Below are 26792 nucleotides of genomic sequence, written 5' to 3' on the forward strand. Positions count from 1 at the left end.
AAAATCTATGTACGGAAAAATAAAAGAACATTTAAGGGAAGAATTGAACGCTATAAAAAAGGCAGGGCTTTTTAAGCAAGAACGCATCATTACCACACCACAAGATGCGGTAATTAAAATTTCTTCCGGGGAGGAAGTCATTAATTTTTGTGCCAATAATTATCTTGGGCTATCATCACATCCAGAGGTAATTAGGGCCGCTAAGGAAACTTTGGATTCCCATGGTTTTGGCATGTCTTCGGTACGCTTTATTTGTGGCACACAAGACATTCACAAAGAATTAGAGCATAAAATAGCCCAATTTTATGGCACTGAGGATACCATCTTATACGCAGCGGCTTTTGATGCCAATGGAGGGGTCTTTGAACCGTTGCTCACCGCAGAGGACGCCATTATCTCCGATTCCCTTAACCACGCCTCAATAATAGATGGGGTTCGCCTCTGCAAGGCAAAGCGATATAGGTACGCCAATAACGATATGGGCGACTTGGAAAGACAATTAAAGCAAGCCAATACAGATGGTGCCCGGTTTAAAATTATAGTAAGCGATGGTGTCTTTTCTATGGACGGCCTATTAGCCCCATTGGATAAAATATGTGACTTAGCGGATGAATACGACGCTTTGGTCATGATAGATGAATGCCACGCGGCAGGTTTTATCGGTGAGAAAGGTAGGGGAACTTTGGAAGAAAAGGGGGTAATGGGCCGTATAGATATTATTACGGGAACCTTGGGAAAGGCTCTTGGAGGAGCCATGGGTGGGTACACCACGGGGAAGAAGGAAATAATTGAAATATTGCGGCAGCGTTCCCGGCCCTATCTATTTTCAAATTCCTTGGCACCTGCTATCGTTGGAGCCTCCATAAAGGTCTTTGAGATGTTGGATAAGGACACCGCCCTGCGGGATAAACTCCAAAGGAATACGGAATATTTCAAAAAAGGGATGAAAAATGCAGGTTTTGATATTATCGAAGGGGATTCTGCAATAGTTCCGGTAATGCTCTATGATGCCAAATTATCACAAAAAATGGCAAACATGCTTTTAGAGAAAGGAATCTACGTAATCGGCTTCTTTTACCCTGTGGTTCCGAAGGGACGCGCAAGAATTAGGGTGCAGTTATCCGCGGCTCACGAATTGGAACATTTGGACCGGGCACTTACCGCTTTTAAGGAGGTAGGACAGGTATTAAAAATCGTTTAACGGTGTTATTTTTTCCATAAACTGCGTTAAAAAAAATAGAAAATTGATTTTGTTAATAATATTTAACAACTTACATTTGCAGCTAATAAACACTTAAACTTAAAATTTTGAACATGAAACATCTTAGCAAATTATTGGTTGTTGCCCTACTTGTTGTAGGATTCAACAGCATACAAGCGCAAGACGAGAATAACCCTTGGCAGGTTCAGTTTGGGGTAAATGCCATAGACGTATATCCAACCGGTGATGTAAGTTCCTTTGGCAATGAGTTCTTCAATGCGAACGACCACTGGAATGTCCTTCCATCTATTTCCTTCGTAGGTGTATCCAAGTCAGTGGGTAGTGGATTTTCTGTTGGGGTTAGAGGTTCCTTGAACAAGATAAGCAAGTTTGGTGACACGAGGGTAAATGATCTCTCCCATTATGCCATAGATGGTACTATTAAATATGCATTCCTTCCAGATAGATTTATAGATCCTTTTGTAGAAGTAGGTGGTGGTTATACCTGGGTTGACGAAATAGGTGCCGGTACCGCAAATGGTGGTGTAGGTATCAATTTCTGGTTTACCGAAAATTTAGGTCTAACCGTTCAGACTTCATACAAGCACGCATTTGAGGATTATGGGGTAACCCACTGGCAGCACTTGGCCGGTATTTCCGTTAAATTCGGGGGAACCGACACGGATGGTGATGGTATATATGACAAAGACGATGCTTGTCCGGAAGTTGCAGGTCTTGAGGCTTTCAATGGTTGTCCAGATGCTGACGGCGATGGTATAGAAGATAGCAAGGATAGCTGTCCAAACGAAGCTGGATCTAAGGAAATGAACGGATGTCCCGACGCAGATGGCGACGGTATTGCCGATAAAGATGATGCCTGTCCTAACGAAGCTGGTCTTGCAGCCTTGGCAGGATGTCCTGATGCAGATGGTGATGGTGTTGCCGATAAAGATGATGAGTGTCCAAATGAGGCAGGTCCCGCAGAAAACAAAGGATGCCCATGGCCAGACAAAGACGGTGACGGTGTTTTGGATAAGGATGACCAATGTCCTGATGTTGCCGGTACTGTAGCAAACCAAGGTTGCCCTGAAGTAACTGAGGAAGTTCAAAAACAATTGAACGACTACGCAAGGACCATTTTGTTCGATACAGGTAAAGCTAGCATCAAAGCAGAATCTACTTCTGTGATGGTAGACATCATTCAAATTTTGAACGAGTATCCTACAGCCAAGTTTACGGTTGAAGGACATACCGATAGCGTTGGTAGTGCTAAACTTAACCAAGGCCTATCCGAGAAAAGAGCACTTTCCGTAAAAGAGTTCTTGGTAGACAAAGGTATAGATGAGTTCAGATTATCGGCCATAGGTTATGGTGAGGAAAAACCAATAGCCACAAACAATACAAGAGCTGGTAGAAAGCAAAACAGAAGGGTAGAGATTAACTTGGTAAAGTAAACTCTAACCAATAATACTGGGATAATTTAAGTTTAAAGCCCTGACAATTATGTCAGGGCTTTTTATATTTTTAGCCATGCAAAGTTTTTTGGAAGAAATCATTCACAAGACATGGCAGAAGTATGATTCCCTCGAGGGTTTGGTTTTTATTCTCCCCAGTATTCGGGCCGGGACTTTTCTAAAGCACACAATAGCAAAAACAAGTGAAAAACCTATCTTCCTTCCGGAAATCTATAGTATTGAGGGGTTTATTGAAAAAGTTTCCGGGCTCAATTTGGTCAAGCCCGTACAACAACTCTTTGAACTTTACGGTGCTTACCAAAAAACCTCGTACCCCAATAAAGATGATTTTCTTACCTTTTCAAAGTGGGGGAGGACTTTGCTCCAAGATATTAACGAAATTGACCGCTATGTAATTGATGCCAAAGAACTTTTTTCCAGCTTATCCAGCATTCAGCAATTAAACCATTGGTCATTGGATACGGGAAAAACCCAAATCATGAAGGAGCATCTGAAATTTTGGGATGGGCTACATGAGCTTTACAACCTATTCAACTCAGCTCTATTGGAAAAAGGATTGGGTCACCAAGGTCTACTATACAGGACGGCCTATTTATGTTTGGATGAATATATTGACGCTATTGGAAGCCAAACTCACATTTTTATAGGTTTTAATGCTTTAAATACCGCTGAAAGCCAAATCATCCAAAAAATTCTTTCAGCAACAAAATCCGAAATTTATTGGGATTTGGACAGCTATTTTCTAGAAGATTCCATGCATGACGCCAGTCATTTCATTAGGTATCATCTTCGTAAATGGCCGTATTTTCAAAAGAATTCTCCAAAAGGCATTGGTTCCAATTACAATTCCAAAAAGAAAATTCAAATTATCGGGGCTCCCAAAAATGTGGCACAGGCCAAATACGTAGGACGCATTTTACGGGAATTGCATGAAACCGATTTAAAAGGATTAAAGAATACAGCTGTTATACTTTCGGATGAAACACTCCTAAATCCCTTGTTGAATTCCATTCCGAAAGAAATCGAGCGCGTAAATATTACCATGGGCTATCCCCTACAAAAAACATCGGTAGCGTCCCTTTTTTTGCAACTTCTGAACCTCAATATCCGTAAAACCCAAAAAGGTTGGTATTATCAGGATATCTTGGATTTACTTTCCCATCCTTATGTTCAAAAAGCGCTGGAACATCATTTAGACGACCCGGCCATTTCCTTACCAGAAGAAATCAAGAAAAAAAACTGGATATATCTAGATTCAGATAAAATGGCATCCATATTGGATACGAGAAAAACGATCATTTCCTACTCGTTTTCAGACAAGGCGGCTTCCCCAAAAGGGTTTGTCAAAAGCTGCTTACACATTATCGAACTGTTAAAGGACAACTTACAGGATTCCAATGACCTACTATCCCTGGAATACCTCTATCGGTTCTACAATCTTTTTAACCAGATATCGGAGCTGCTTGCCAAATATGATTTCATAAAGGATTTAAAATCGCTTCAAGGTCTCTATCAGGACCTATTATCCGTTGAGAATTTGGATTTTAAGGGGGAGCCCTTGGAAGGGCTTCAAGTAATGGGTATGTTGGAAAGTCGGAATTTGGATTTTGAGAACGTAATTATTACTTCCGTCAACGAAGGTATCCTACCTTCGGGAAAATCCAACAATTCCTTTATTCCCTTCGATCTTAAACTATATCATGGCCTACCTACCTACAAAGAAAAGGACGCCGTGTATACGTATCATTTTTATCGCTTGCTCCAGCGGGCAAAGCAAATTTTTATATTATACAATACGGAACCGGATGTCTTGGAAGGTGGGGAGCGAAGTAGATTAATTGCGCAACTTTTAACGGATGAACATAAGAAGGGTGATATTCTTAAAAAGACCGCTACACCATTGGTGATAGCCCCTTCAAAGAAGGTGAATGCCATCGAAAAGGATGAAAACCTATTAAATCTCATAAGGGACCATGCCGGCAGGGGATTCTCACCTACATCATTAAGTAATTACATCAGAAATCCGCTGGACTTTTACAAAAGAAATTTACTCGGCATTGATGATAGAGCCGAAGTTGAAGAAACCGTAGCCGTCAACACATTTGGAACGATTATCCATGATACTCTGGAACAAATTTACGCGCCTTGTATTGGCCAATATCTTTCCAAGGAATATCTCAGATCCGCATTATTGGATGTAGAAAGTTCCGTAAGGCTCAATTTTGCAAATAGCTATCCGGGCAGTGATATTAACACGGGAAAGAATCTTATCGCCTTTAATGTAATGGTAAGGTACATTAACAACTTCATAAACCTGGAAATTGAACAACTTAAGCATCATCAAGTTAAAATTGTCGCTTTGGAAACCAAACTGGAAGCCCAATTGGATATCGTTGAGACAGGCTTTCCTATAGTGCTAAAAGGAAAGATCGATCGTATTGACGAAGTGGATGGCACCACTCGAATCATTGACTACAAGACCGGAACGGTATCACCATCACAGGTAGAAATAATCAATTGGGACGAGCTGATCGAAGACTATAAATATAGCAAGGCCTTTCAGTTATTGTGCTATACCTTGTTGTATCAGCAAAAAAAACCGTTAAATTCTTTCCAAGCCGGTATCATTTCCTTTAAAAATCTGGGTGCCGGACTTCTTCAATTTGCTGTTAAGGATACAAGGAACAGCAGAAAAAAGGAAAGGGAAATCACGGAAAAAACAATGGAGGCCTTTACGGTCCAATTGAAAAAATTGGTAATGGAAATCTGCAATCCTGATGTGCCTTTTACAGAAAAAGAAGTTTAGCGCTACTTTTTATCCGGTCTACTAGGTCTTACCTCAACCTTGCTGGGCAAAGTCCTTGGGTGCATTTTAAGCAAGTCAAGAACCAGTTCTCCTATATCTTCGGGTTGTATTTTCCAGGCATCCTTTTGATCGGGTTCATTACCGTTAAAATGAGTTGCCACGGATCCGGGCATAATAGTAGACACCTTGATATCATACTTCCGTAAATCCAACATAGCGGCCTGGGTAAAACCGACCACCCCAAACTTGGTGGCGTTGTAGCCTGCACCTGAAGCAAAAAAATTGGTGCCAGCCAGACTAGCAAGTGTCATATAATACCCTTTCGTCGCCTTCAAGGCTTCTACAGATGCCTTCAAGGTGTGGAAGACCCCATTTAGGTTGGTATTTATCATCTGATGCCATTGTTCTTCGGACATTTCATCCACAGGAGCAAAATGACCTACTCCAGCGTTCGCCAGAACAACATCCAAGTGCCCCCAACGATTCAAAATACTACGTATGGCGGCTTCTTCGTTACCATGTTTGGTTACATCGGACTGTAGGGCCAAGACATTTTCCTCGCTGCCCAAACCTTGGGCTGCCTTTTGAACGGTTTCCAAGGTTCTACCGCTAATGGCAACTTTTAAACCTGCCGCTATCAACCTTTCGGCCACTCCGTATCCTATTCCTTTTGACCCTCCGGTTATATAGGCCACTTTATTTTTTAAGTCCATTATTTAATTTTCTCAAAAAATACTATACCGCAAATTAAATTTAAAAGAGAAAGCGTTATTGTTTTCTTAAAAAAACAAACCACCGCCTTCGCGGTGGTTTTGGTGAAGAATACCGGAGTCGAACCGGTGACCTTCCCGAAACATCTCGGGACGCTCTATCCGGCTTGATTTTCGGAAATCAGCCATTAGATATACTTTCTGCTTTTTTCCTTTTGATGGCCCATTCCAGTTCAGCTGCTTCACCCCTTGTTTCAAAACCCTTGCTGTATTTCACCCGCCAATCCTTTGTTCTTTTTGTGTAGGAAGCACCATTGCCCTGGTTGTGCCGGCGAAGTCTTTCCTCCATATCCTGGCAATGGCCGATATAATATCTGTCCAGGGACGGACTATAGATAATGTAGGCATAGTATTCCATATCCCTTGAAAACAAAAAAAGCACCGAACACTTCGGTGCTTTGGTGGAGAATACCGGAGTCGAACCGGTGACCTCTTGCCTGCCAGGCAAGCGCTCTAGCCAGCTGAGCTAATCCCCCAAAAAATTAGGCAGCAAAGGAACTACTTTTTAAGAAAGTATCAAAATGCAAATCAATCTTTCTTAACGCTTAGAACCAATACTGGGATAGGAACTGAAAATTCAGATTTCAATATGGTATTCTTCTCCCATAGTTTCTTAAAGAAGCCTCGCTTTCTTCTAAAAACGCATAGCAAATCAGGTTTTATGGATTGAAAATGCTCCAGTACGCCATGATATGTGGTTGCATTTTCCGTAATGGTCAAATTGGAGCAAATGTCCATCAAAGCCGTGTTTACCTGTAAGTCTTCATCCGAATATCCCGGAGTCTTCACCAGTAACAAATTTACCTTAGCCCTGTGTCTCTTCTTTATGGCGATAAGCGGATCTAAAATACGGTTTCTTTTCAGAACCCCGGATTTAAATGCAGTCAATATATTTTTAAAGGCCTTGTATTGGGTTCCTTTGGGAATAATCAAAGTGGGTATATCAGTTCTTTTAATTATTCGCCCAGAAACGTTTCCTAAATATAATTCTTCCTTAATATCCGAACTGCGGGGTGCAATAATAATAAAGTCTATCCCCAATTCAGCGTCGATTTCCTTGATGCCATCAATGATATCGCCGTTATAGGTCACTATCTTTATGGAAATTCCCTTGGCATCTACCTTTGCCACTACTTCCTTTAGACGTTCCTTGCCGCTTTCGGCCAACTTTTCCTTAACATTTCCTAAATTGCCCGTTTTGGTCGTTGCGCTAAACGCCTCCATAACGCAAATATCGAAAGAAAACTTTACGGCAAAATCCACTGCATATTGCAATGTTTCATGAGAATCAGGAGAGGTACCAATGGGTACCAGAATTTTGTCCATGTTCCTACTATTATGATTATTCCTCTAAATTTACAACAAATAAAGTAACTGTGATAAAACGTGCAAAAATAGAGGAAATACCTGAAATCCTCGCAATAACCAAAGCCTGCGCCGCTCATATGATCAAGAAGGGAATCTTCCAATGGAACGAGCACTATCCCTCACAAAATGCTTTTGAAAAGGATATTGAAAGAGAGGAGCTCTATATACTGGAATCTGACAATTCCATACTGGGTACTGTGGTAATCTCTACCTTCATGGACGAAGAATATCTACCCATAACATGGTTGACCCCTAGTGGGAACAATGTCTATATCCATAGACTATCCGTACATCCACGATACCAGGGAAAGGGGTATGCACAACAACTAATGGATTTTGCCGAAAAACATGCCAAGGAAAATGGGTTTATCTCCGTACGCCTTGATACATTTAGCCAAAATACACGCAATCAAAAATTCTACGAAACAAGAGGCTATCAGAAATTAGGAGATATTTACTTTCCCAAACAAAGTAAGTATCCTTTTCATTGTTATGAACTTCTTCTATAACTTCGAAACCTATCTTGAAAACCACCATTAGCTTTAAGACCATTAACAAACTGGCAATCCCAGCAACCATCGCCGGAATTGCAGAGCCCATTTTATCGATTACAGATACTGCCATTGTCGGGAACATCCCCGTAGACGGACTGGAATCTCTGGCCGCGGCTGGAATAGTAGGCTCGTTTCTTTCTATGCTGATTTGGGTACTGGGACAGACCCGTAGCGCAATTTCGGCCCTTATTGCCCAATATCTGGGAGCAGAACGATTGGACGAGATAAAAACATTGCCAGCACAGGTCATTTACTTGAACATTGCGCTTAGTATCCTTATTTTGTTATCAACAGTTTTTTTCGTCGATGATATTTTTCGTTTAATGAACGCTTCGGGGAAGATACTGCAGTACTGCATCTCCTACTACTCCATTCGGGTATGGGGATTTCCTTTAACGCTCTTCGTCTTTGCGGTAATTGGCATTTTCACGGGGCTGCAAAACACCTTCTGGCCCATGCTTATTGCTATAACAGGGGCAATGCTCAATATTGTTCTTGATTTTATCCTGGTCTTTGGTGTAGACGGTATCTTGGAACCTCTTTATTTGGAAGGAGCAGCATGGGCCAGCCTTATCGCCCAAAGTATAATGGCCCTAATGGCATTTGTTCTCCTGCTAATGAAGACCGATATTCGATTAAGGCTTCAATTCCCGGTACATCAGGAACTGCGAAGGATCATTGGAATGAGCCTTAACCTTTTTGTTCGGGCAATAGCCCTTAATGTTGCCCTAATTTTGGCGGTACGTGAGGCCACCGATTTGGGTGACAAATATATTGGGGCTCATACCATAGCAATCAATCTTTGGCTGTTTTCCGCCTTTTTTATCGATGGGTACGCAGCAGCAGGAAACATTATGGGAGGACGACTTTTAGGAGCAAAGGATTATCACGGCTTGTGGCGATTGACCAAAAAAATAACGCAATACGGCCTAATGGTTTCTTTAATTTTGGTCTTGATCGGTTGTCTTTTTTATAAGCCTTTGGGCGATATTTTTTCCAATGATACGGTCGTCCTAGAGACTTTTTATAGCATCTTTTTTATCTTGATCATCGGATTACCGATAAATTCTACAGCGTTTGTATTGGATGGCCTTTTTAAAGGTCTAGGCGAAATGGAGTATTTAAGAAATGTGTTGTTGTACGCTACCTTTTTAGGCTTTATTCCTATGCTCTATTTTGGCAAATATTTAGGTTGGGGGTTGTACGGTATTTGGATTGCCCTTACCGTTTGGATGATTATTCGCGGAGGGGCCCTTATTATCAAGTTTCGGCAAAAGTTTCGGCCCCTGACCCAAAACGACTAATTTTGGGTAAAATCAAGAAATATGGGCACAAAAAGGGAAAACGGGAGTCTATATACCAAAATAGATGGTAAGGTAGCCATCGTGGAATTTGGGCATCCTGCCGGAAATTCCTTTGTGGCCGAGCTTTTGGACCGGCTAGCCGATGCGTTTCATACCCTTTCCGAAAATCAAAATATCGCTATCATTGTATTAAAATCGGAAGGTGACAGGGTCTTTTGTGGAGGAGCTTCCTTTAACGAATTGACCGCTATCACAACCTTAGAGGAGGGAAAACTTTTTTTTAGCGGTTTTGCCCATGTCATCAACGCCATGCGTAGCTGTAAAAAGCCAATTATCGGTCGTGTACAAGGCAAGATCGTAGGTGGAGGTGTAGGCCTTGCAGCCGCGTGTGATTATGTTTTTGCTTCGGTAAATGCATCCATACGACTTTCTGAAATCTCCATCGGTATTGCGCCTCTAGTCATTGGCCCGGCACTGGAGCGAAAGATGGGAAAGGCCGCAATTTCAGAACTGTCCTTTTCCCCTACCGAATGGAAAAATGCCTACTGGGCCAACGAAAAAGGACTTTTCTCCAAAGTCTTTGATACCATTGGGGAAATGGACAAGGAACTGGAGTTTTTTACAAGTGAACTTGCCAGGTATAATCCAAAAGCCCTTCAGGATTGGAAAAAAGTACTCTGGGAAGGCACCTCACACTGGGATACATTATTATTGGAGCGGGCAGCCATAACCGGAAAATTAGTCCTCTCCGAATTTACTAAAAACGCTTTATCAAAATTCAAAAAATGAGCGGTGGACAATTCCATTGGGAATGTCATACATGCAATGGCAAAGACCGAGCCGATGCTTAAATCCGATGACTTCAAAAAACATCTAAGGAAAGGTAGTCGATTAAACCGTACCGTACAATTGAAGGAATTAAATTCCAATAATACCTGAAGGAACGCGTTTCCTTATTTAAAATACTTCCTATGAATCTCTTTAATTTTCTGAATAGTGATTTGATTTTTCCTATACTGGCACTTTTTGTGGTAATCCTTTATTTTATTAATCGGATAAGAATGCGGAGAAAGTATAAGCGCTAGCATTGCCCATTAGAAACGGCGTCATTTACGGGGTAAACTAAAAAATTTTCTCTCCGGATAGCGCAACTTTTTTCAAAATGCCTATCTATGCTATAAAAGATGCTATGAAAACAATACGTATAATTCCGGTATTATTTGCAATTGTCACATGTTTGTCGGGTTGTTCTGACGATGATGATAATGGATTAGAAAGAAGCGATTGTAACGAAGTGGTTTGTACTTTGCAATTTGTGACCCTAAACGTAACCATAAGGGACGCCTCTGGTGTAGTTATTCCCCTGGATGCTTTCGAAGTGACCATAGTCAAAAGCGGTGAAGACATCACCCGAGAGGTTTCCGGTCAGGAATTTGAAAATTTAAGGCAAAATGGCATTTATCCACTTTTTGGTGATGAATTTGCAGACAGATATAGAAACAATACGGAAATAATTAATTTTAAGGGTTTTATAGAGGGTAAAGAAGTGGTAAACAACAATTATGAAGTAGGCGCGGATTGCTGTCATGTGCTATTGGTCCACGGGGACCTCAACATTATAATAGATTAACCTATTCCCTAGGACTATTCTCTTTTTTAGAATCCCTACCTTTGTCCAATTAATTTAGGAGATGGGTAAAATACGTATCACAAAACAATTTACTTTTGAGATGGGCCATGCCCTTTACGGGCACGATGGCAAATGCCGAAACATTCATGGGCATAGTTATAAATTGTCGGTAACCGTTATCGGCGAGCCTATTACGGATACTTCCCATGCAAAATTGGGAATGGTGATAGATTTTGGGGATCTAAAAGAAATCGTGAAGGAAGAGATCGTAGACCCTTTTGACCATGCTTCGGTTTTCAACAAAAACACGCCTCACGGGGATTTGGCCAATGTACTTCAAAAAGAGGGGCATAAAGTGATACTGACCGATTACCAACCCACCAGTGAGAACATGGTCATTGATTTTGCCCAAAAAATAAGGTCAAGACTCCCGAAAGGTTTAACACTTTATTCCTTAAAGCTACGGGAAACCGAAACCGCATTTGCCGAATGGTACGCAGAGGATAACCCCTCTCCAACAGAATGAAGGCCCGTAGGGGCTTTTTCCTATCTTTACGACCTAATGACTATCATAAACATTCCACAAGGCAAAAAGGTCTATTTTGCCAGTGATAACCATTTAGGTGCACCGACACGGGAGCAAAGCCTCCCTCGTGAAAAAAAATTTGTCGCGTGGTTGGAAGGCGTAAAAAAAGATGCAGCCGCCATTTTTCTTTTGGGAGATTTGTTCGATTTTTGGATGGAATACAAAACGGTCGTTCCCAAAGGTTTTACACGAACCTTGGGAAAATTGGCCGAAATATCCGATGCCGGAATCCCCATTTACTATTTTGTGGGCAATCACGACCTTTGGATGAACGGTTATTTTGAGGAAGAGCTCAATATTCCCGTCTTTCACAAACCCCAAAAGTTTAAGCTAAACGATACATCATTTTTTATTGGCCATGGCGATGGTCTGGGTCCTGGGGACAAGGGCTACAAACGTATGAAAAAAGTGTTTACCAACCCTTTGGCCAAATGGCTCTATCGTTGGTTACATCCAGATTGGGGGGTTCGGCTTGCCCAGTACTTTTCAGTAAAGAACAAGTTGATTTCGGGTGACGAAGATATCAAATTCTTGGGTGAGGATAAGGAATGGTTGGTGCAATATGCCAAACGAAAGCTGGAACAGGAGCATTATGACCATTTTGTTTTTGGCCATCGTCATCTCCCTTTGGAAATCGATTTAAATGGGAAATCCACCTATACCAATTTGGGAGATTGGATTTCATACTTTACCTATGCGGTTTTTGACGGTAAAAAGCTTGCATTGGAGAAGTTTGAGCCAAAGACCTAAGTCATCTCAAATCCCTTAGTTTCAATTGCAAGCTCACCGTACCCTGCCACTCGTTTTCATCCAACGAAAAAACGGCATCAAAGGAATTTCTATTGGCAGCAACAGACATTTTTTTACCAAGATTAAATCCAATAGCCCCTATAGGACCTATACCATTTTGGACGATGGATAACTTTAGATGCTTTTCATCTTCCCCCACGCCTTTTACATAACCTGTGTCCCGAAGGTTTTCCGCCATAAAAATCGGGGTCATATTGCCCGGTCCAAAAGGTGCAAACTGTTTGATAATCCGCAATAGTTTAGGTGTAATATCCGTGAAATCTATCTGGGCATCCACTTTAATTTCCGGGGTGAGCAGATTAGGGTCTATGGTTTCTGAGACCACCCTCTCAAATTGTTCCTTAAAAGCTTCGTATTGTCCTTCCAAAAGTGTAAGTCCGGCAGCATATTTGTGCCCGCCAAATTGCTCGATATACTTGGAGCATCCCTCCAAAGCGTTGTATACATCAAATCCCTTTACGGAACGCGCAGAAGCGGCCAACCGATTACCACTTTTGGTAAAGACCAAGGTTGGGCGGTAGTAGGTTTCGGTTAGTCGGGAAGCCACGATTCCGATTACCCCTTTATGCCAGGTATCTTTATAGACTACTGAAGTGAACTTTTCTTCTTCCTTGTTTTCCCGAATCTGTAGAAGCGCTTCCTGTGTAATTTCTTGATCCAGATTTCTTCGATCCAAGTTAAACTGCTCAATTTCTGACGCAAATTTCCGTGCTTGTCCCAGATCGGTCTCTGTCAATAGGCTTACCGCATGTTGGCCATGCTTCATGCGCCCCGCAGCATTAATTCGGGGGGCAATGATAAAGACCACATCGGTAATAGTCAATTCCTTTTTTTTGATGTGCTCGATAATCGCCTTAAAACCGATCCGTGGATCTGAATTAATGACTTGTAATCCGTAATAGGCCAACACCCGATTTTCACCCGTTATGGGTACAATATCCGCCCCAATGGCTGTAGCCACTAAATCAAGATGAGGGAACAAATCCTCTACTTTACTTTCCCTATTGGATGCCAAGGCCTGAATTAGTTTAAACCCTATGCCGCAACCGCAAAGTTCGTCATACGGATAATTGCAGTCATCACGTTTAGGGTCAAGAATGGCAATGGCTTCCGGTAATTCGTTCCCGGGTCTATGATGGTCACAAATAATAAAATCAATTCCCTTTTCCTTGGCATAGGCCACCTTATCAATAGCCTTTACCCCGCAATCCAAGGCAATAATCAATGAAAAGCCGTTGTCCTCCGCAAAATCGATACCTTGAAAGGATACTCCATAACCCTCGGTATATCTATCCGGTATATAGGTGGCTATATTAGGATAGAATTCCAATATATACGAAGAGACCAATGCAACGGCCGTGGTACCATCTACGTCATAATCCCCGAAAACCAAAATGTTTTCGTTATCGGTTATCGCCTTTTCGATTCGGTTTACGGCCACATCCATATCTTTCATAAGAAAGGGATCGTGCAGATCGGAAGGTAGGGGCCTAAAAAATTGTTTGGCCTCCTCATAACTGGTAATTCCACGTTGCAACAAAAGTTGGGCCACTAGACCGTTTACCCCTAAGGCATCTGAAAGCCTATGGATATCCTCTTGCTTAGGTTTGGGTTTTAATGTCCAGCGCATGACAGAAATTCAAATACAAAAATCAAATATTGACGGAAAGTTGGAACTTGGTCGAAAGGGAAGTTAAGACGTTTATTTTAAATTATCGACTATATTCTATAAATTTTTTGATTGTTTGGCCTGGACTCTAATTTTTGTGAAAGACCGTTTTAATCTCCAACTTCGCAAACTGTCGGAACATTTCCATAACGCCACAGTACTTTTCAACGGAGAGCTCTACGGCACGGTCCAATTTTTTCTCGTTGAGATTACTCCCGTAAAAATGGTATTCTATGGTAACCTGATCATAGTATTTAGGATGCTCGTCCGTGAGGTTGGCAATGGTCTCTATATGAAAATTATCTACTTCCAATTTCATCTTTTTAAAAAGTCCCGCTACATCCAGTCCGGAGCATCCTGCCAAACTGGAAAGCATTAAGGCCTTGGGGCGCAATCCGTCCCCTTCTCCACCGTCATCGGGACTTGCATCGATTTTTATATTATGCCCGGAAAGGTTGTTGCTTTCAAAGGCCATTTTGCCCAGCCATTTGGTCGTGATATGATTTGTTGTGCCCATAAATTTTTGTTTCTTGTAAACTATAAATGTACGATAAAAGATACCTTTCAAAACATTAGATGTTTAGGATTCTCTCATTTTGCAATTCATATTCCGTAATTCAATATTCAGCATATGCCCTTAGTAACCCCTCTTGATCCCAATCACGATATCGAAACCAAAAAATTAGCCGAATTCTTTAACGAGACGCTCGGTTTTTGTCCCAATTCCGTGTTGACAATGCAACATAGGCCAGCCATCTCTAAAGCCTTCATCAACCTGAACAAGGCCGTAATGGCCAATGAAGGCAGGGTGACCTCGTCCCTAAAACGGATGATCGCTTGGGTCAGCAGCAATGCCACGGGATGCCGTTATTGCCAGGCCCATGCCATACGTGCCGCGGAGCGTTATGGAGCGGAACAGGGACAATTGGACAATATTTGGGACTACCGTACACACGCTTCCTTTTCCGAAGCGGAACGGGCAGCCTTGGATTTTTCCTTGGCCGCATCCCAAGTACCCAATGCGGTAAACGCTGAAATCAAGGCACGTTTGTACGAGTATTGGAACGAAGGGGAAATTGTGGAGATGCTGGGTGTTATTTCCCTGTTCGGGTACCTTAACCGTTGGAATGATTCTATGGGCACCTCCATTGAGGACGGGGCAGTGGAAAGTGCCAAACAGTATTTGGGAAAACACGGCTGGGAAAAAGGGAAACATGGGGGAGAAGTGTATTAAAGATTTCCTGGAGATTTAAAAATGCGACACATTAGAGAACATCTGGAATCCTTTGCTCCCCTTTCGGATCATGATTGGTTTGTCTTTAAATCAAAACTGGTCTTCCAAGATTATCCCAAAAACAGTGTAATCCTCAAGCAAGGAACTACCGAGAACTATTTGTCTTTCATCGAATCAGGAGTAGTCCGGTTGTACATTCCAAAAATTGATAACGATCTTACTTTTGGTTTTGTCTTTGCCCAGAGCTTTGTGAGCGCTTATGACTCTTTTTTAACACAGACCCCTTGTGTCTACCAAATCCAGTCCATAACCCAAACTAAACTTTGGAGGATAAGTTATCCCGATTTGCAAACGATATATAGGGAAACGGCAATTGGCAACGAGATTGGCCGAAAAAATGCTGAAAACCTATTTCTTATCAAATCCAAACGCGAACTGGCCCTTTTGAACAAATCGGCGAAAGAACGCTATTTGGAATTGTTTACGGAACGGCCCGAACTGATTCGGGAAATTCCTTTGAAACATATCGCCTCATATATTGGTATTACCCCACAGGCCTTGAGCCGAATACGTCGGCAAATTTCTTAACCTAGGTTCATTGCAAGGCATCATTTTAATGGGAATCTTTGCCCTATGAAACCATTACTAGTCTTACTGATAACTTTTCTTCTTTCTTTAATCCTGCTCAGGTTTATAAAAGGGCAGTTATCCCTGTCCTTAGCAGCACAAATTGCCATGGCCGCTATGCTGTTGTTTACGGCAATCGGTCACTTTGTCTTTACCGATGGAATGGCACAAATGCTGCCCAATTTCGTTCCTGCAAAAAAAGAATTGGTCTACCTTACCGGTGTCATGGAGATACTTTTCGCCATAGGCCTGCTTATTCCCAAGTATAGGGTTACCGTGGCCTGGCTACTAATCGTTTTCCTTATCCTGATTATTCCGGCGAACATTAAAGCGTCTTTGGAGAACATCAATTACCAGACCGGGCAGCTTGATGGAAAAGGAATATCCTACTTGTGGTTTAGAATTCCACTGCAGTTGTTTTTTATCCTCTGGGTTTATTTCTCAACGTTGAAGCAATAGTTGGTCAAGTGTTTTTTTAACTCGGGATCGCAACTCGGTGATGACTTCCTCTGCAAACCAGGGGTTTTTACTCAACCAAAATCGATTTCTGGGTGAAGGGTGTGGCAATACGAAATAACGTGGCAAGTAGTTTTTATAGGCCCTGACCGTTTCGGTCAGATTCTTTTCCATTTTTTCGCCCAAATAATAGCGTTGTGCATATTGCCCGATCAGGATAATCAATTGTAGGTTGGGCATTTGATCAAAAAGCGGTGTATGCCATAAAGGGGCGCACTCAGCTCGTGGTGGCAAATCACCACCTTTCCCCTTTCCTGGATAGCAGAAACCCATGGGAATCAGCGCAATTTTCTTTTCGTCATAAAAAACAGCATCCGTGACGCCGAGCCATTTCCGCAATTGCTTTCCACTGGGGTCGTCCCAAGGGATACCTGTCTTATGTACTTTGGTCCCCGGGGCCTGTCCGACTATAGCAATCCTGGATTGCGGATTTGCTGCAACAATGGGCCTTGGGCCCATGGGCAAATGAGCTTTGCATACTTCACAGTTTCGTATTTCAGCAAGTAAATTTTCCATGAATACTGAAGAAATTGTCGAAAACCATAAGATAAACTAACAGGGATCCTTCATCTTCCATTTTGTTTTTCTTGATACAAATCAATATTTCCAAAGGACAAAAGTCGGACTTTTGTTTCGAACAAAATCAGTTATGTATGCCTCCCTTATTGATTACGTCCGAAAATCAAATTCAACGTTTGAATCTCTTGATGAAGACCATAGGGCAACTTCAGGAATTGGATATCTCAAAGTTGACCACCCCTCCAAAACCCAAGGCTTGGAGTGTTTTGGAAATTATAGAACACCTAAGCATTGCATATACATTTTATGTTGAAAAAATAGATGCAGCCCTGGCAAAATCACCGGAACGTACTACTGAAAATGAAGTCCTAAAGGCGCGGGCATGGCAAAAACTAATAATTAAGGGGCAACGTCCCAAAGAGGGCAAACGCCAATGGAAAATGAAGACCCTACAGAAATTTGAACCTATCTTTTCCAATAACCTAAGCCAAGAACAAATCAATGAGGCATTCGAGAAATTTAACCATTTATATGATCATTTAAAACAGTCCATTCTTAACGGTCGGCAAAAAGAAGTCTCAAAGACCAAAGTCTCTTCTGCCATAGGCCCTATAGTAACCTTCTATTTACCCGAATGTTTTGAGTTTTTGTTGAGCCATGCTGAGCGACACCTTGTTCAAATTCAAGAAACTTTGGATTCACTATCTTAAAAGGGGTTATAGGTTACTTTTACTTGAGTAAACCTTATTTTTATGACCCATACGCCAAATAGTTTCCATGGAAGACGTTACTTATCAAAAACTGAAAGCCTTTTTTCCACAGGTTCATTTGGGTGCCGTAGAAGAATCAAAATTCCGTTCACTCTGGGTTCTCAAATCTTTTAATCGATCAGAGCTCATTACCGAAGCGGGTACTACCGAGCGCTACTTTTATTTTGTTCTGGAGGGTGTACAGGCCCTATATATACTCAATGAAAAAGGGGAAAAAGTGGTTTTGGGGTTTTCCTATTCAGGAAGTCCTTCGGGAGTATTCGATTCCTTTATGTATAAGACTCCATCATTTACTTTTTTGGAAGCCCTAAAACCCTCCAAAATGTTGGCCATTAATTGGGAAAACTATCAGAGCCTTTTTGAGCTTTATCCGGATTTCCAGACTTGGGGACATCATTTTTTTAGGGACATCCTTATCGGACGCTTATATCGTGAGGTGGAGTTGCTTACCCTATCGGCAGAAGAACGTTATATACAATTTATGCAGCGTTGTCCCAAAGAACTGCGAGTAATTCCCCAAAAATATTTAGCCTCCTATTTGAATATGCAACCGGAAACCTTTAGCCGTCTTCGAAAATCGACCCACTATTAAAATGCTATTTTTTCCCGGCGACCACGATAACAATTTCACCTTTAGGCGGCTTATCGGAATAATACGCCAAAACCTCGGCAACCGTTCCTCGTATTATTTCCTCGTACACTTTTGTCAGTTCCCGGGAAACAGAAACGGCCCGATCTTCCCCGAAATACACTACGAACTGGGCCAAGGTCCTTACTAGTTTATGGGGTGACTCATAGAATACCATGGTACGGGTCTCCGTAGCCAAAAACTCCAATCGGGTTTGGCGACCCTTTTTTAAGGGAAGAAATCCCTCAAAAACAAATTTATCATTGGGGAGCCCACTATTCACCAATGCCGGTATCAAGGCGGTCGCTCCTGGAAGACATTCCACAGCGATGTCATTTTCAATGCACGCCCGTGTCAACAAAAATCCGGGATCGGAAATCGCGGGGGTACCTGCGTCGGAAATAAGGGCAATGGTTTCTCCGGACACCATTCTCTTAACGATGGCATCTACCGTTTTGTGCTCATTATGCATGTGATGGGATTGCATTGGGGTAACAATGTTGTAATGCTGTAACAACTTCCCACTGGTTCTGGTATCTTCAGCTAGAATGGTGTCCGCTTTTTTTAAAATGCTAATGGCCCTTAAGGTAATATCCTCAAGATTTCCTATAGGTGTAGGTACAATATAAAGCTTTCCCATTTCTGAAAAAATCAAAAGCCGGAAATTGATTCCACAACTTCCGGCATCCTGTTTTGATAATTATGTAAGGATTTTATAAAAATCTTCGTTGGATCAAAGCCATAAATCGATCCTCATATTCTTCTTTTCCCTCCCAATGGTCATAATCTGGTTTTACCATGTTGGTGATAAAAGAAATGGAACGTTCCTCGGAGTCTATGGTATTCAGTTGGGAAATGACCCTGTTGAAATCCTCCGTGCTTTCGTTAAAAAGATGTTTCACGAAGGCCAATCGGTCATTGAGATCCACTTTGATATCGGTATTCCCAAATTTGTCATTTAAGGATTTTGGTCTTATCTCCCGTTTTGCCCCGTTCTCCTTGGAAGGCATAAAGAGTTCCTTGTCGTTCTTCACATATTCCGGCTTCGTCATAAACTCGGCCAAAACCTCATCTACCGGTGTTTCATTGGGCATTTCGGAAACCATGTCCTTTATGGTATCTATTCCCGGCGTCATGATATCCTCACTATGGGGATTGCTCTCCGGAACTGATGAGTTGGCATTCAGCACGGCGTTTGCCATTTTCTCAAACTTGGTAGCCATAGCGCTTTTGGAAACGTCCACTTCTACATCGTTCAACTCGTTTTCTATAAACTTCAATACAGCCAGTTTCTCGTAAAGGCCTTTGGCTGCTTCATAGAGGTCGGTGATTTCATTTAAGTTCCTGGAGGTAATGATATCTGTAGATAGCTTTCGCAGTTCCTCCTTTAATTTTCGTTTCATTGCTTTTATTTTATCCTTTCGGAAAAGGTGTCCCTTTTTTAGTAATTTTAATGCTCCCTAGAATTAGGAACGAAGAAACCCCTTATTTTCGTCTAAAATTACAAAATGTTTCTCGAAAATACCGTTAATAACAAAGAACAATTCGGCTGGATAGAGGTCATCTGCGGCTCCATGTTTTCTGGTAAAACCGAGGAACTTATCCGTAGATTGAAGCGAGCACAGTTCGCAAAGCTCAAGGTAGAAATATTTAAGCCTATTGTGGACAATCGGTATCATGAGGATAAGGTAATCTCCCATGATGCCAACGAAATCCGTTCCACCCCGGTACCGGCAGCAGCGAATATTCGTATTTTGGCAGACACATGTGATGTCGTGGGTATAGATGAGGCCCAGTTCTTTGATGATGAAATAGTGACCGTTTGCAATGATTTGGCCAACAAAGGTGTTCGGGTGGTGGTAGCCGGGCTGGATATGGACTTCAAAGGAAATCCCTTCGGGCCAATGCCTGCGTTAATGGCCACTGCGGAATATGTGACTAAAGTACATGCTATATGTACCCGTACGGGAAACCTCGCGAATTATAGTTTTCGAAAATCGAACAACAATGATTTGGTAATGCTTGGAGAGGTTGAAGAATATGAACCTTTGAGCAGGGCCGCTTTTTTTAAGGCAATGCTACGGGAAAAGATAAAAAAGATGGACGTGGAAGCCGAAGAGCTCCGATCAAATGCTAAAAGTCCCGATGCTTAAAACCAACGAAACCGTTCTTGAAATCGATTTAGATGCCCTAGAGCACAACTACACCTATCTAAAATCCAAATTACGACCTACCACAAAATTCCTGGCCGTGGTAAAAGCATTTGCCTATGGTAGTGACGCAACAAAAATTGCACGAAAGTTGGAAGGCCTGGGAGTGGACTATTTTGCAGTGGCCTATGTAAAAGAAGGCGCAGTCTTGCGGGATGGAGGCATAAAAACCCCTATTTTGGTATTACATCCCCAGCCCTCAAATTTTGATGCCCTCATACAAAAAGGCCTGGAACCCAGCTTATATTCCCCAAAAATTCTTAGGGAGTTTCTTGAAATGGCCAAAAAAAACAAGCAAAAGGATTATCCAGTACATATTAAATTCAATACAGGTCTAAATCGCCTGGGGTTCTGGGAGAATGATGTGGATTATATTATAGAGCAATTGGTTGGGCGGAACGAGATTAAGATAGTTTCTATTTTCTCCCATTTGGCGGCGTCCGAGGATTTGAAGGAAGCTACTTTTACAAATGGTCAAATCAATACGTTTCAAAAAATTGCAGCTCAGGTGGACAAAAAACTGGATCCTGCCCCTTTTCGGCATTTATTGAATACCTCAGGCATCATCAATTATTCAGAATCCCAATTCGATATGGTCCGAAGTGGGATAGGTCTGTACGGTTATGGAAACGAAAAGAATATCGATGCTAGGTTAAGACCCGTTGCCCGCCTTAAGACCATTATTTCACAAATCCATAAAATTGAACCCAATGAAACTGTGGGATACAACAGGGCCTACGTATCCGATGGGTATCGGGTTACCGCCACACTTCCTCTAGGACATGCTGATGGGATTGGCAGGCAGTACGGCAATGGAAATACGTATGTAATGGTACACGGTAAAAAGGCACCTATCATTGGAAATGTCTGTATGGATATGATTATGATAGACATTACAGGAATTGATTGTCGAGAAGGAGATGAAGTTGTCATCTTTGGGGAAGACCCAACTGCAGAAGAATTTGCATCCACTGCAAATACCATCTCCTATGAGCTTCTAACGGGTATTTCACAAAGAGTAAAGCGCGTTTTTGTTGGAGATTGTTTTGATAATTAACGTTTCATTAACAGTGTTTTTTTGGCTATATTGCGTGCAAACACGAACAAATAGTAACTAAAAGCACTAAAACCATGTGGAAAGAATTTAAGAACTTTATCATGACGGGGAACGTCATTGATTTGGCGGTAGCCGTTATACTTGCAGGAGCCGTTGGGCTTGTGGTAAACGGATTTGTAAACGATATAATGATGCCCATTGTCGGGCATTTTGCCGGTGGAATGGATTTTGCCGATATGAAAGTTATACTTTCCGAAGCCGTAATCGCTGCTGATGGAACTGTAGAAAAACCTGAAAGTGCCATTAGATATGGTGCCTGGATAAACACAATCATCAATTTGATCATTGTAGGTTTTGTCCTTTTCATGATTGTACGATCCTACAACAAGGTTCGGGCACCGAAACCAAAGCCTGCCCCATCAGGACCTACCCAAGAGGAACTCTTGGCCGAAATCCGGGACTTATTAAAAAAGCAATAACGATATCCGGTCTTGTAAAAGACCCCGCTACATCACAATCAAAAACCATTAGCCCCTGCATAAACAGGGGTTTTTCTTTTTTAAAACTAATTGTATTTTTATAACATTTTGTTATATTTTTTTAATTTGGTCTTCTTTACTTGTACAGTCCAGGTTCATGGAGTACATTTGCCCTTCCAAATTCATTGGTAATGAAAGTAGCTGTAGTAGGCGCCACAGGTATGGTAGGCGAAGTGATGTTAAAGGTATTGGCGGAACGTAATTTTCCTATAACCGAATTGTTATTGGTAGCATCGGAACGTTCCGTAGGTAAAAAATTGACCTTTAAGGGAGAGGAACATACAGTTGTAGGTCTTAACGAAGCAGTAGCCGCAAAACCCGATATTGCCATTTTCTCGGCAGGAGGGGATACTTCCTTGGAATGGGCTCCCAAGTTTGCAGAGGCCGGTACTACGGTCGTTGACAATTCCTCTGCCTGGCGTATGGATCCAACCAAAAAGTTGGTCGTTCCTGAAATCAATGCCCATGAATTAAAGGCGACGGACAAAATCATTGCCAACCCTAATTGTTCTACCATACAAATGGTTATGGCACTGGCACCGCTGCATCAGAAGTATCGGATGAAGCGTGTGGTGGTCTCTACCTATCAATCCGTGTCTGGAACGGGTGTAAAAGCCGTAAAACAACTCGAAAACGAAATGGCCGGCGTTCCGGGTGAAATGGCCTATCCCTATCCCATTAATAGAAATGCATTACCACATTGCGATGTCTTTATGGAAAACGGATATACCAAGGAAGAAATGAAACTAGCCCGTGAGCCACAAAAGATATTGGACGACCGTACTTTTTCGGTAAGTGCCACGGCAGTGCGTATTCCCACAGCTGGAGGGCATTCAGAATCTGTAAATGTGGAATTCGAAAACGATTTTGAGCTCAATGAAGTTCGAAAATTATTAAACGAAACCCCTGGGGTAACAGTACAGGACAATCCGGATACCAATACCTATCCCATGCCCATTTATGCTCATGACAAGGACGAAGTTTTTGTTGGTCGTATCCGTAGGGACGAAACCCAGCGCAACACATTGAATATGTGGATAGTTTCCGACAATCTTAGAAAAGGAGCGGCAACCAATGCCGTTCAAATTGCGGAGTATTTAGTGGAAAACCAGTTGGTGTAGGCATCTGGAAGTAATCAAAGTTCTAACTTTTGTAAAGCCCTGCTTAAAGGGTACAAGCGGACCAGTGGCTACCCAATTCCGAACATCTCTCCCGCAGCTTCCTTAAATAAAGTTAAATCTTTCCAAATCCATTGATTTCACATGCTTTTGGGATATTTTTATCAGATTTAATTCCAATTGAAATGAGAAAAATCGTCGTCTTTTTCCTAGTGCCTATCTTTACTGCTTGTAACATCAAAAAAGAGAGAAATCCTATCATAGTGAACTATCCTAATACAAAAAAGGTAGATACCATAGATACCTACTTTGGAACCGAAGTAAAAGATTCTTACCGCTGGTTGGAAGACGACCGAAGTGCGGAAACTGAAGATTGGGTAAAGGCACAGAACAAAACTACCTTTGGTTATTTGGACAGTATCCCGTTTCGGGACGACCTTAGAAATCGTCTTGAGAAGCTTTGGAATTATGAAAAGTTGGGCTCCCCCTTTAAAGAAGGTGAATATACCTATTTCTATAAGAACGACGGGTTACAAAATCAATATGTGGTTTATCGCAAAAAAGATGAAGGAGAGGAAGAGGTTTTCCTAGACCCAAATACTTTTTCCAAAGATGGAACTACTTCATTAATGGGCCTTAGCTTTACCAAAGACGGTTCAATGGCCGCATACCTCATATCCGAAGGAGGGAGCGACTGGCGTAAAGGGATAGTTATCGATACAGAGACCAGGGAAATTGTGGAGGATACTTTGGTTGATATCAAATTCAGCAGTATTTCATGGAAGGGCAATGAAGGTTTCTTCTATTCCAGCTATGACAAACCCAAAGGCAGCGAACTTTCCGCCAAAACTGACCAACATAAATTATACTATCACAGATTGGGTACCTCCCAAGTTGAGGACAAAATTGTTTTTGGCGGAACATTGGCCCAAAAACATCGTTATGTAAGCGGTTATGTTTCCGAAGATGAACGCTACCTTTTTATTTCCGCATCGACCTCGACCTCGGGCAACAAATTGTATTTGAAAGATTTAACGGATCCCTATTCCAAATTGGTAACCGTATTGGATGATACGGAATCGGATACCAATGTTATAGAAAATGTAGGAACTCAATTGTACTTGGTCACTAACCGGAATGCCCCCAATAAGAAAATTGTTGTGACGGATGCAGCCGACCCGGTTCCAAACAATTGGAAAGACTTTATTCCGGAAACAGAAAATGTACTGACCGCGGGTACCGGAGGTGGGTATTTTTTTACCGAATATATGGTAGATGCGATTTCCAAGGTCTTACAATACGATTATGAAGGAAATTTGATTCGGGAAGTAGGACTCCCAGGTGTTGGTAGTGCCGGTGGATTTGGGGGCAAGAAGGAAGATAGGGAATTTTATTTTTCTTTTACGAACTATAACACTCCAGGTTCATCCTACAAGTATAATGTGGATACTGGAAAATATGACCAATACTGGAAGCCGGAAATTGATTTCAATCCTTCTGATTACGAATCCAAACAAGTATTCTATAATTCGAAGGATGGTACAGAAGTACCCATGATCATTACTCATAAAAAAGGAATTGAATACAACGGAAAAAACCCCACTATCCTATACGGTTATGGAGGGTTCAACATTAGCCTCACTCCCTCGTTCAGCATTGTCAACGCAATTTGGATGGAACAGGGAGGCATTTATGCCGTTCCCAACCTTCGCGGTGGTGGCGAATATGGTAAAGCGTGGCATATTGCCGGAACGAAACTAAAAAAACAAAATGTTTTTGATGATTTTATAGCTGCAGCGGAATATCTCATCAACAACAACTACACTTCCAAAGAATACCTTGCCGTTAGAGGCGGCTCCAATGGAGGGCTTTTGGTGGGGGCTACCATGACCCAACGACCGGATTTAATGCAGGTAGCCTTGCCAGCAGTAGGGGTCTTGGACATGTTGCGCTATCATACATTTACAGCTGGTGCCGGATGGGCCTATGATTATGGAACCGCTGAGGAGAGTAAGGAAATGTTTGCTTATTTAAAGGGTTATTCTCCACTACATAACGTAAAGACAGGAACGGAATATCCCGCTACCTTAATAACCACCGGAGACCATGATGACCGTGTGGTTCCTGCCCATAGCTTTAAATTTGCAGCGGAGCTACAGGAAAAGCAGATCGGGGAAAATCCCACATTGATTCGTATAGAGACCAAGGCAGGGCACGGAGCGGGTACCCCGGTAAGCAAAATTATTGAGCAGTACGCGGATATTTTTGGATTTACCCTTTACAATATGGGCTTTAAGGAATTGCCCAACCAAAGCGTGCTTAAAGAATTTAAGGATTAATCCCGGAGACTATCAATATTTCATAGGAAAATCCGTTTCTTAATTTGGGAACGGATTTTATTTTCCCTTGAACGACACTTCATATGCTTCAAGTAGATCACGTATCATTTGCCTATGACGAAACATCGGTGTTGGAGGACATAAACCTAAAGGTCTCCAAAGGTGAACACGTTTCCATTATTGGGGAAAGCGGTTGTGGAAAAAGCACCTTGCTAAAGATTATCTACGGCCTTCTGCATATTAAGGTAGGCGAAATCTATTGGGATGAAAACCAAATAAAGGGGCCTTTGTACAATTTGGTTCCAGGTGAACCCTATATGAAATATCTGGCTCAGGATTTTGATCTGATGCCTTATACAACCGTTTTTGAAAATATAAGCCAATACCTTTCCGTTTTTGAACCCAAGGAACTCAAGGCCCGTACTTGGGAGCTTATGGAAATGATAGAAATGACCCATTTGGCCCAGACCAAGGTACGCTACCTAAGCGGTGGGCAGCAACAACGGGTTGCCTTGGCCAGGGTACTTGCCCAGCAACCCCAAATTCTTTTGTTGGACGAGCCGTTTAGCCATATCGATAATTTTAGGAAAAACACCTTGAGAAGGAATTTGTTCACCTTTCTAAAAAAAGAGGGCATAACCGTTTTAACGGCAACCCATGATCATAATGATATGCTTCCCTTTGCCGATCGGGTAATCGTTTTGAAGGACCGAAAGATTATTGCCAAGGATACCCCCAAAAACTTATACGAACATCCCAAGGACCTATACATCGCCTCGTTGTTCGGTGAGGCCAATAGAATCCCCATAAATGTTATTAAATCATATGCGGATACCAAACGTCGCATTATCGTGTATGCCCATGAGTTTAAGGTCTCGGAAAAATCGGGTTTGGAAGTCCTTGTAAAAGAATCATATTATATGGGGGGACATTATATGATATTAGGAACCTATGAAGACCAAAACATTTACTTTAATCATCATTCGGCTCTGGAGGACGGGAAGAACGTTTTTCTGAACATTTCCTTAGAAACCATAAATCAGCGATTAAACAGCTAGTCTT

Annotated in this window: 28 protein-coding genes, 2 tRNA genes and 1 pseudogene; 21 read left to right on the forward strand and 10 right to left on the reverse strand. The window is 41.9% G+C overall.

Going from position 1 to position 26792, the window contains the following annotated elements; translation table 11 throughout:
• Window positions 1-7 precede the first annotated feature (7 nt).
• The 3 genes from kbl to Q0993_RS12125 all read left to right on the forward strand — a co-directional run bounded on the left by kbl (window position 8) and on the right by Q0993_RS12125 (window position 5482).
• Window positions 8-1201: a glycine C-acetyltransferase gene (kbl, locus tag Q0993_RS12115; protein ID WP_299533348.1), complete on the forward strand. Its 1194-nt coding sequence runs from the start codon at window positions 8-10 to the stop codon at window positions 1199-1201.
• Window positions 1202-1314: 113 nt separating this feature from the next.
• Window positions 1315-2655 carry an OmpA family protein gene (locus Q0993_RS12120; protein ID WP_299533350.1) on the forward strand — a complete coding sequence of 447 codons (1341 nt, stop codon included), beginning with the start codon at window positions 1315-1317 and terminating at the stop codon, window positions 2653-2655.
• Between the two features lie 76 nt (window positions 2656-2731).
• Window positions 2732-5482: a PD-(D/E)XK nuclease family protein gene (locus tag Q0993_RS12125; RefSeq protein ID WP_299533352.1), complete on the forward strand. Its 2751-nt coding sequence runs from the start codon at window positions 2732-2734 to the stop codon at window positions 5480-5482.
• 2 nt (window positions 5483-5484) lie between these two features.
• Here the strand turns inward: Q0993_RS12125 and Q0993_RS12130 are convergent, their stop codons facing one another.
• The 5 genes and pseudogenes from Q0993_RS12130 to Q0993_RS12145 form a co-directional block, all read right to left on the reverse strand.
• Entirely contained in the window at window positions 5485-6195 is a 711-nt protein-coding gene (locus tag Q0993_RS12130) for an SDR family oxidoreductase (protein ID WP_299533353.1), read from the reverse strand.
• A 100-nt stretch (window positions 6196-6295) separates the two neighbouring features.
• Window positions 6296-6439 (reverse strand) — tRNA-OTHER (locus Q0993_RS12135).
• A 15-nt stretch (window positions 6440-6454) separates the two neighbouring features.
• Window positions 6455-6610 (reverse strand): annotated as a pseudogene (locus Q0993_RS21890) (GIY-YIG nuclease family protein); the annotation flags it as partial.
• Between the two features lie 41 nt (window positions 6611-6651).
• Window positions 6652-6728: transfer RNA gene (locus tag Q0993_RS12140), tRNA-Ala, on the reverse strand.
• Between the two features lie 52 nt (window positions 6729-6780).
• Window positions 6781-7578 carry a universal stress protein gene (locus Q0993_RS12145; RefSeq protein WP_299533354.1) on the reverse strand — a complete coding sequence of 266 codons (798 nt, stop codon included), beginning with the start codon at window positions 7576-7578 and terminating at the stop codon, window positions 6781-6783.
• A 50-nt stretch (window positions 7579-7628) separates the two neighbouring features.
• Here Q0993_RS12145 and Q0993_RS12150 point away from each other — a divergent pair, with 50 nt between their 5' ends.
• From Q0993_RS12150 to Q0993_RS12180, 7 genes are all read left to right on the forward strand, one after another.
• Window positions 7629-8129, forward strand: coding sequence for a GNAT family N-acetyltransferase (locus Q0993_RS12150; protein ID WP_299533355.1), 501 nt, complete (start codon window positions 7629-7631; stop codon window positions 8127-8129).
• Between the two features lie 14 nt (window positions 8130-8143).
• The gene (locus Q0993_RS12155) at window positions 8144-9478 is read left to right on the forward strand and encodes an MATE family efflux transporter (RefSeq protein WP_299533356.1); all 1335 of its coding nucleotides are present in this window, start codon (window positions 8144-8146) and stop codon (window positions 9476-9478) included.
• Between the two features lie 21 nt (window positions 9479-9499).
• Window positions 9500-10267 (forward strand): enoyl-CoA hydratase/isomerase family protein, encoded by a 768-nt coding sequence (locus tag Q0993_RS12160; RefSeq protein WP_299533357.1) that lies wholly within the window; start codon window positions 9500-9502, stop codon window positions 10265-10267.
• 3 nt (window positions 10268-10270) lie between these two features.
• Window positions 10271-10417: a hypothetical protein gene (locus Q0993_RS12165; RefSeq protein WP_299533358.1), complete on the forward strand. Its 147-nt coding sequence runs from the start codon at window positions 10271-10273 to the stop codon at window positions 10415-10417.
• Window positions 10418-10667: 250 nt separating this feature from the next.
• Window positions 10668-11108: a hypothetical protein gene (locus Q0993_RS12170; RefSeq protein WP_299533360.1), complete on the forward strand. Its 441-nt coding sequence runs from the start codon at window positions 10668-10670 to the stop codon at window positions 11106-11108.
• A gap of 61 nt (window positions 11109-11169) precedes the next feature.
• Window positions 11170-11634 carry a 6-carboxytetrahydropterin synthase gene (locus tag Q0993_RS12175; protein WP_299533361.1) on the forward strand — a complete coding sequence of 155 codons (465 nt, stop codon included), beginning with the start codon at window positions 11170-11172 and terminating at the stop codon, window positions 11632-11634.
• A gap of 36 nt (window positions 11635-11670) precedes the next feature.
• Window positions 11671-12444, forward strand: coding sequence for a UDP-2,3-diacylglucosamine diphosphatase (locus Q0993_RS12180; protein WP_299533363.1), 774 nt, complete (start codon window positions 11671-11673; stop codon window positions 12442-12444).
• Between the two features lies 1 nt (window position 12445).
• Here Q0993_RS12180 and recJ read toward each other — a convergent pair whose 3' ends face one another.
• Window positions 12446-14134 carry a single-stranded-DNA-specific exonuclease RecJ gene (recJ, locus tag Q0993_RS12185; RefSeq protein ID WP_299533365.1) on the reverse strand — a complete coding sequence of 563 codons (1689 nt, stop codon included), beginning with the start codon at window positions 14132-14134 and terminating at the stop codon, window positions 12446-12448.
• Window positions 14135-14261: 127 nt separating this feature from the next.
• Complete coding sequence (locus tag Q0993_RS12190) at window positions 14262-14690, reverse strand: OsmC family protein (protein ID WP_299533368.1); 429 nt, start codon at window positions 14688-14690, stop codon at window positions 14262-14264.
• A gap of 114 nt (window positions 14691-14804) precedes the next feature.
• On the opposite strand from Q0993_RS12190, the gene Q0993_RS12195 reads away from it, so the two are divergent.
• The 3 genes from Q0993_RS12195 to Q0993_RS12205 are packed head-to-tail and all read left to right on the forward strand — an operon-like array spanning window position 14805 to window position 16493.
• On the forward strand, window positions 14805-15407 hold the full coding sequence (locus Q0993_RS12195; protein WP_299533370.1) for a carboxymuconolactone decarboxylase family protein: 603 nt from the start codon (window positions 14805-14807) through the stop codon (window positions 15405-15407).
• A 21-nt stretch (window positions 15408-15428) separates the two neighbouring features.
• Window positions 15429-15995: a Crp/Fnr family transcriptional regulator gene (locus Q0993_RS12200; protein WP_299533372.1), complete on the forward strand. Its 567-nt coding sequence runs from the start codon at window positions 15429-15431 to the stop codon at window positions 15993-15995.
• 45 nt (window positions 15996-16040) lie between these two features.
• Window positions 16041-16493 (forward strand): hypothetical protein, encoded by a 453-nt coding sequence (locus Q0993_RS12205; protein ID WP_299533374.1) that lies wholly within the window; start codon window positions 16041-16043, stop codon window positions 16491-16493.
• On the opposite strand, the gene Q0993_RS12210 is transcribed toward Q0993_RS12205, so the two are convergent.
• Window positions 16476-17066, reverse strand: a complete 591-nt coding sequence (locus Q0993_RS12210) for a uracil-DNA glycosylase family protein (protein WP_299533376.1) — start codon at window positions 17064-17066, stop codon at window positions 16476-16478. The genes Q0993_RS12205 and Q0993_RS12210 overlap by 18 nt on opposite strands.
• A 137-nt stretch (window positions 17067-17203) precedes the next feature.
• On the opposite strand from Q0993_RS12210, the gene Q0993_RS12215 reads away from it, so the two are divergent.
• The gene (locus tag Q0993_RS12215; RefSeq protein ID WP_299533378.1) at window positions 17204-17779 is read left to right on the forward strand and encodes a DinB family protein; all 576 of its coding nucleotides are present in this window, start codon (window positions 17204-17206) and stop codon (window positions 17777-17779) included.
• Window positions 17780-17846: 67 nt separating this feature from the next.
• Entirely contained in the window at window positions 17847-18431 is a 585-nt protein-coding gene (locus Q0993_RS12220; RefSeq protein ID WP_299533380.1) for a Crp/Fnr family transcriptional regulator, read from the forward strand.
• 4 nt (window positions 18432-18435) lie between these two features.
• Here the strand turns inward: Q0993_RS12220 and rsmI are convergent, their stop codons facing one another.
• Together rsmI and Q0993_RS12230 are read right to left on the reverse strand one after the other, a co-directional pair.
• Window positions 18436-19107, reverse strand: a complete 672-nt coding sequence (rsmI, locus tag Q0993_RS12225) for a 16S rRNA (cytidine(1402)-2'-O)-methyltransferase (RefSeq protein ID WP_299533382.1) — start codon at window positions 19105-19107, stop codon at window positions 18436-18438.
• A gap of 73 nt (window positions 19108-19180) precedes the next feature.
• Window positions 19181-19870, reverse strand: coding sequence for a hypothetical protein (locus tag Q0993_RS12230; protein WP_299533384.1), 690 nt, complete (start codon window positions 19868-19870; stop codon window positions 19181-19183).
• A 105-nt stretch (window positions 19871-19975) separates the two neighbouring features.
• Here Q0993_RS12230 and Q0993_RS12235 point away from each other — a divergent pair, with 105 nt between their 5' ends.
• From Q0993_RS12235 to Q0993_RS12260, 6 genes are all read left to right on the forward strand, one after another.
• Window positions 19976-20620, forward strand: coding sequence for a thymidine kinase (locus tag Q0993_RS12235; RefSeq protein WP_299533386.1), 645 nt, complete (start codon window positions 19976-19978; stop codon window positions 20618-20620).
• Window positions 20613-21734 (forward strand): alanine racemase, encoded by a 1122-nt coding sequence (gene alr, locus Q0993_RS12240; RefSeq protein ID WP_299533388.1) that lies wholly within the window; start codon window positions 20613-20615, stop codon window positions 21732-21734. The genes Q0993_RS12235 and alr overlap by 8 nt, the downstream gene beginning before the upstream one ends.
• Before the next feature lie 74 nt (window positions 21735-21808).
• Complete coding sequence (gene mscL / locus Q0993_RS12245; protein ID WP_299533390.1) at window positions 21809-22213, forward strand: large conductance mechanosensitive channel protein MscL; 405 nt, start codon at window positions 21809-21811, stop codon at window positions 22211-22213.
• Window positions 22214-22404: 191 nt separating this feature from the next.
• A complete protein-coding gene (locus Q0993_RS12250; protein WP_299533392.1) occupies window positions 22405-23394 on the forward strand; it encodes an aspartate-semialdehyde dehydrogenase in 990 nt (329 codons plus the stop codon).
• A gap of 182 nt (window positions 23395-23576) precedes the next feature.
• Complete coding sequence (locus tag Q0993_RS12255) at window positions 23577-25730, forward strand: prolyl oligopeptidase family serine peptidase (protein WP_299533394.1); 2154 nt, start codon at window positions 23577-23579, stop codon at window positions 25728-25730.
• An 83-nt stretch (window positions 25731-25813) separates the two neighbouring features.
• Entirely contained in the window at window positions 25814-26788 is a 975-nt protein-coding gene (locus Q0993_RS12260; RefSeq protein ID WP_299533396.1) for an ABC transporter ATP-binding protein, read from the forward strand.
• Window positions 26789-26792 lie beyond the last annotated feature (4 nt).

It is taken from the genome of Ulvibacterium sp. (assembly GCF_028285715.1).
Classification (GTDB): Bacteria; Bacteroidota; Bacteroidia; order Flavobacteriales; family Flavobacteriaceae; genus Ulvibacterium.

Excerpts from the sequence above, each read along its gene's own strand:
- Q0993_RS12210 (WP_299533376.1), bottom strand. The coding sequence starts at position 17,066 with ATGGAAAATTTACTTGCTGAAATACGAAACTGTGAAGTATGCAAAGCT.
- Q0993_RS12130 (WP_299533353.1), bottom strand. The coding sequence starts at position 6,195 with ATGGACTTAAAAAATAAAGTGGCCTATATAACCGGAGGGTCAAAAGGA.
- Q0993_RS12260 (WP_299533396.1), top strand. The coding sequence starts at position 25,814 with ATGCTTCAAGTAGATCACGTATCATTTGCCTATGACGAAACATCGGTG.
- Q0993_RS12230 (WP_299533384.1), bottom strand. The coding sequence starts at position 19,870 with ATGAAACGAAAATTAAAGGAGGAACTGCGAAAGCTATCTACAGATATC.
- Q0993_RS12120 (WP_299533350.1), top strand. The coding sequence starts at position 1,315 with ATGAAACATCTTAGCAAATTATTGGTTGTTGCCCTACTTGTTGTAGGA.
- Q0993_RS12255 (WP_299533394.1), top strand. The coding sequence starts at position 23,577 with ATGAGAAAAATCGTCGTCTTTTTCCTAGTGCCTATCTTTACTGCTTGT.
- Q0993_RS12175 (WP_299533361.1), top strand. The coding sequence starts at position 11,170 with ATGGGTAAAATACGTATCACAAAACAATTTACTTTTGAGATGGGCCAT.
- Q0993_RS12145 (WP_299533354.1), bottom strand. The coding sequence starts at position 7,578 with ATGGACAAAATTCTGGTACCCATTGGTACCTCTCCTGATTCTCATGAA.
- Q0993_RS12220 (WP_299533380.1), top strand. The coding sequence starts at position 17,847 with ATGGAAGACGTTACTTATCAAAAACTGAAAGCCTTTTTTCCACAGGTT.
- Q0993_RS12215 (WP_299533378.1), top strand. The coding sequence starts at position 17,204 with ATGCCTCCCTTATTGATTACGTCCGAAAATCAAATTCAACGTTTGAAT.
- alr (WP_299533388.1), top strand. The coding sequence starts at position 20,613 with ATGCTTAAAACCAACGAAACCGTTCTTGAAATCGATTTAGATGCCCTA.
- Q0993_RS12160 (WP_299533357.1), top strand. The coding sequence starts at position 9,500 with ATGGGCACAAAAAGGGAAAACGGGAGTCTATATACCAAAATAGATGGT.
- recJ (WP_299533365.1), bottom strand. The coding sequence starts at position 14,134 with ATGCGCTGGACATTAAAACCCAAACCTAAGCAAGAGGATATCCATAGG.
- Q0993_RS12180 (WP_299533363.1), top strand. The coding sequence starts at position 11,671 with ATGACTATCATAAACATTCCACAAGGCAAAAAGGTCTATTTTGCCAGT.
- Q0993_RS12170 (WP_299533360.1), top strand. The coding sequence starts at position 10,668 with ATGAAAACAATACGTATAATTCCGGTATTATTTGCAATTGTCACATGT.
- Q0993_RS12190 (WP_299533368.1), bottom strand. The coding sequence starts at position 14,690 with ATGGGCACAACAAATCATATCACGACCAAATGGCTGGGCAAAATGGCC.
- rsmI (WP_299533382.1), bottom strand. The coding sequence starts at position 19,107 with ATGGGAAAGCTTTATATTGTACCTACACCTATAGGAAATCTTGAGGAT.
- Q0993_RS12235 (WP_299533386.1), top strand. The coding sequence starts at position 19,976 with ATGTTTCTCGAAAATACCGTTAATAACAAAGAACAATTCGGCTGGATA.
- Q0993_RS12195 (WP_299533370.1), top strand. The coding sequence starts at position 14,805 with ATGCCCTTAGTAACCCCTCTTGATCCCAATCACGATATCGAAACCAAA.
- Q0993_RS12125 (WP_299533352.1), top strand. The coding sequence starts at position 2,732 with ATGCAAAGTTTTTTGGAAGAAATCATTCACAAGACATGGCAGAAGTAT.
- Q0993_RS12250 (WP_299533392.1), top strand. The coding sequence starts at position 22,405 with ATGAAAGTAGCTGTAGTAGGCGCCACAGGTATGGTAGGCGAAGTGATG.
- Q0993_RS12200 (WP_299533372.1), top strand. The coding sequence starts at position 15,429 with ATGCGACACATTAGAGAACATCTGGAATCCTTTGCTCCCCTTTCGGAT.
- mscL (WP_299533390.1), top strand. The coding sequence starts at position 21,809 with ATGTGGAAAGAATTTAAGAACTTTATCATGACGGGGAACGTCATTGAT.
- kbl (WP_299533348.1), top strand. The coding sequence starts at position 8 with ATGTACGGAAAAATAAAAGAACATTTAAGGGAAGAATTGAACGCTATA.
- Q0993_RS12205 (WP_299533374.1), top strand. The coding sequence starts at position 16,041 with ATGAAACCATTACTAGTCTTACTGATAACTTTTCTTCTTTCTTTAATC.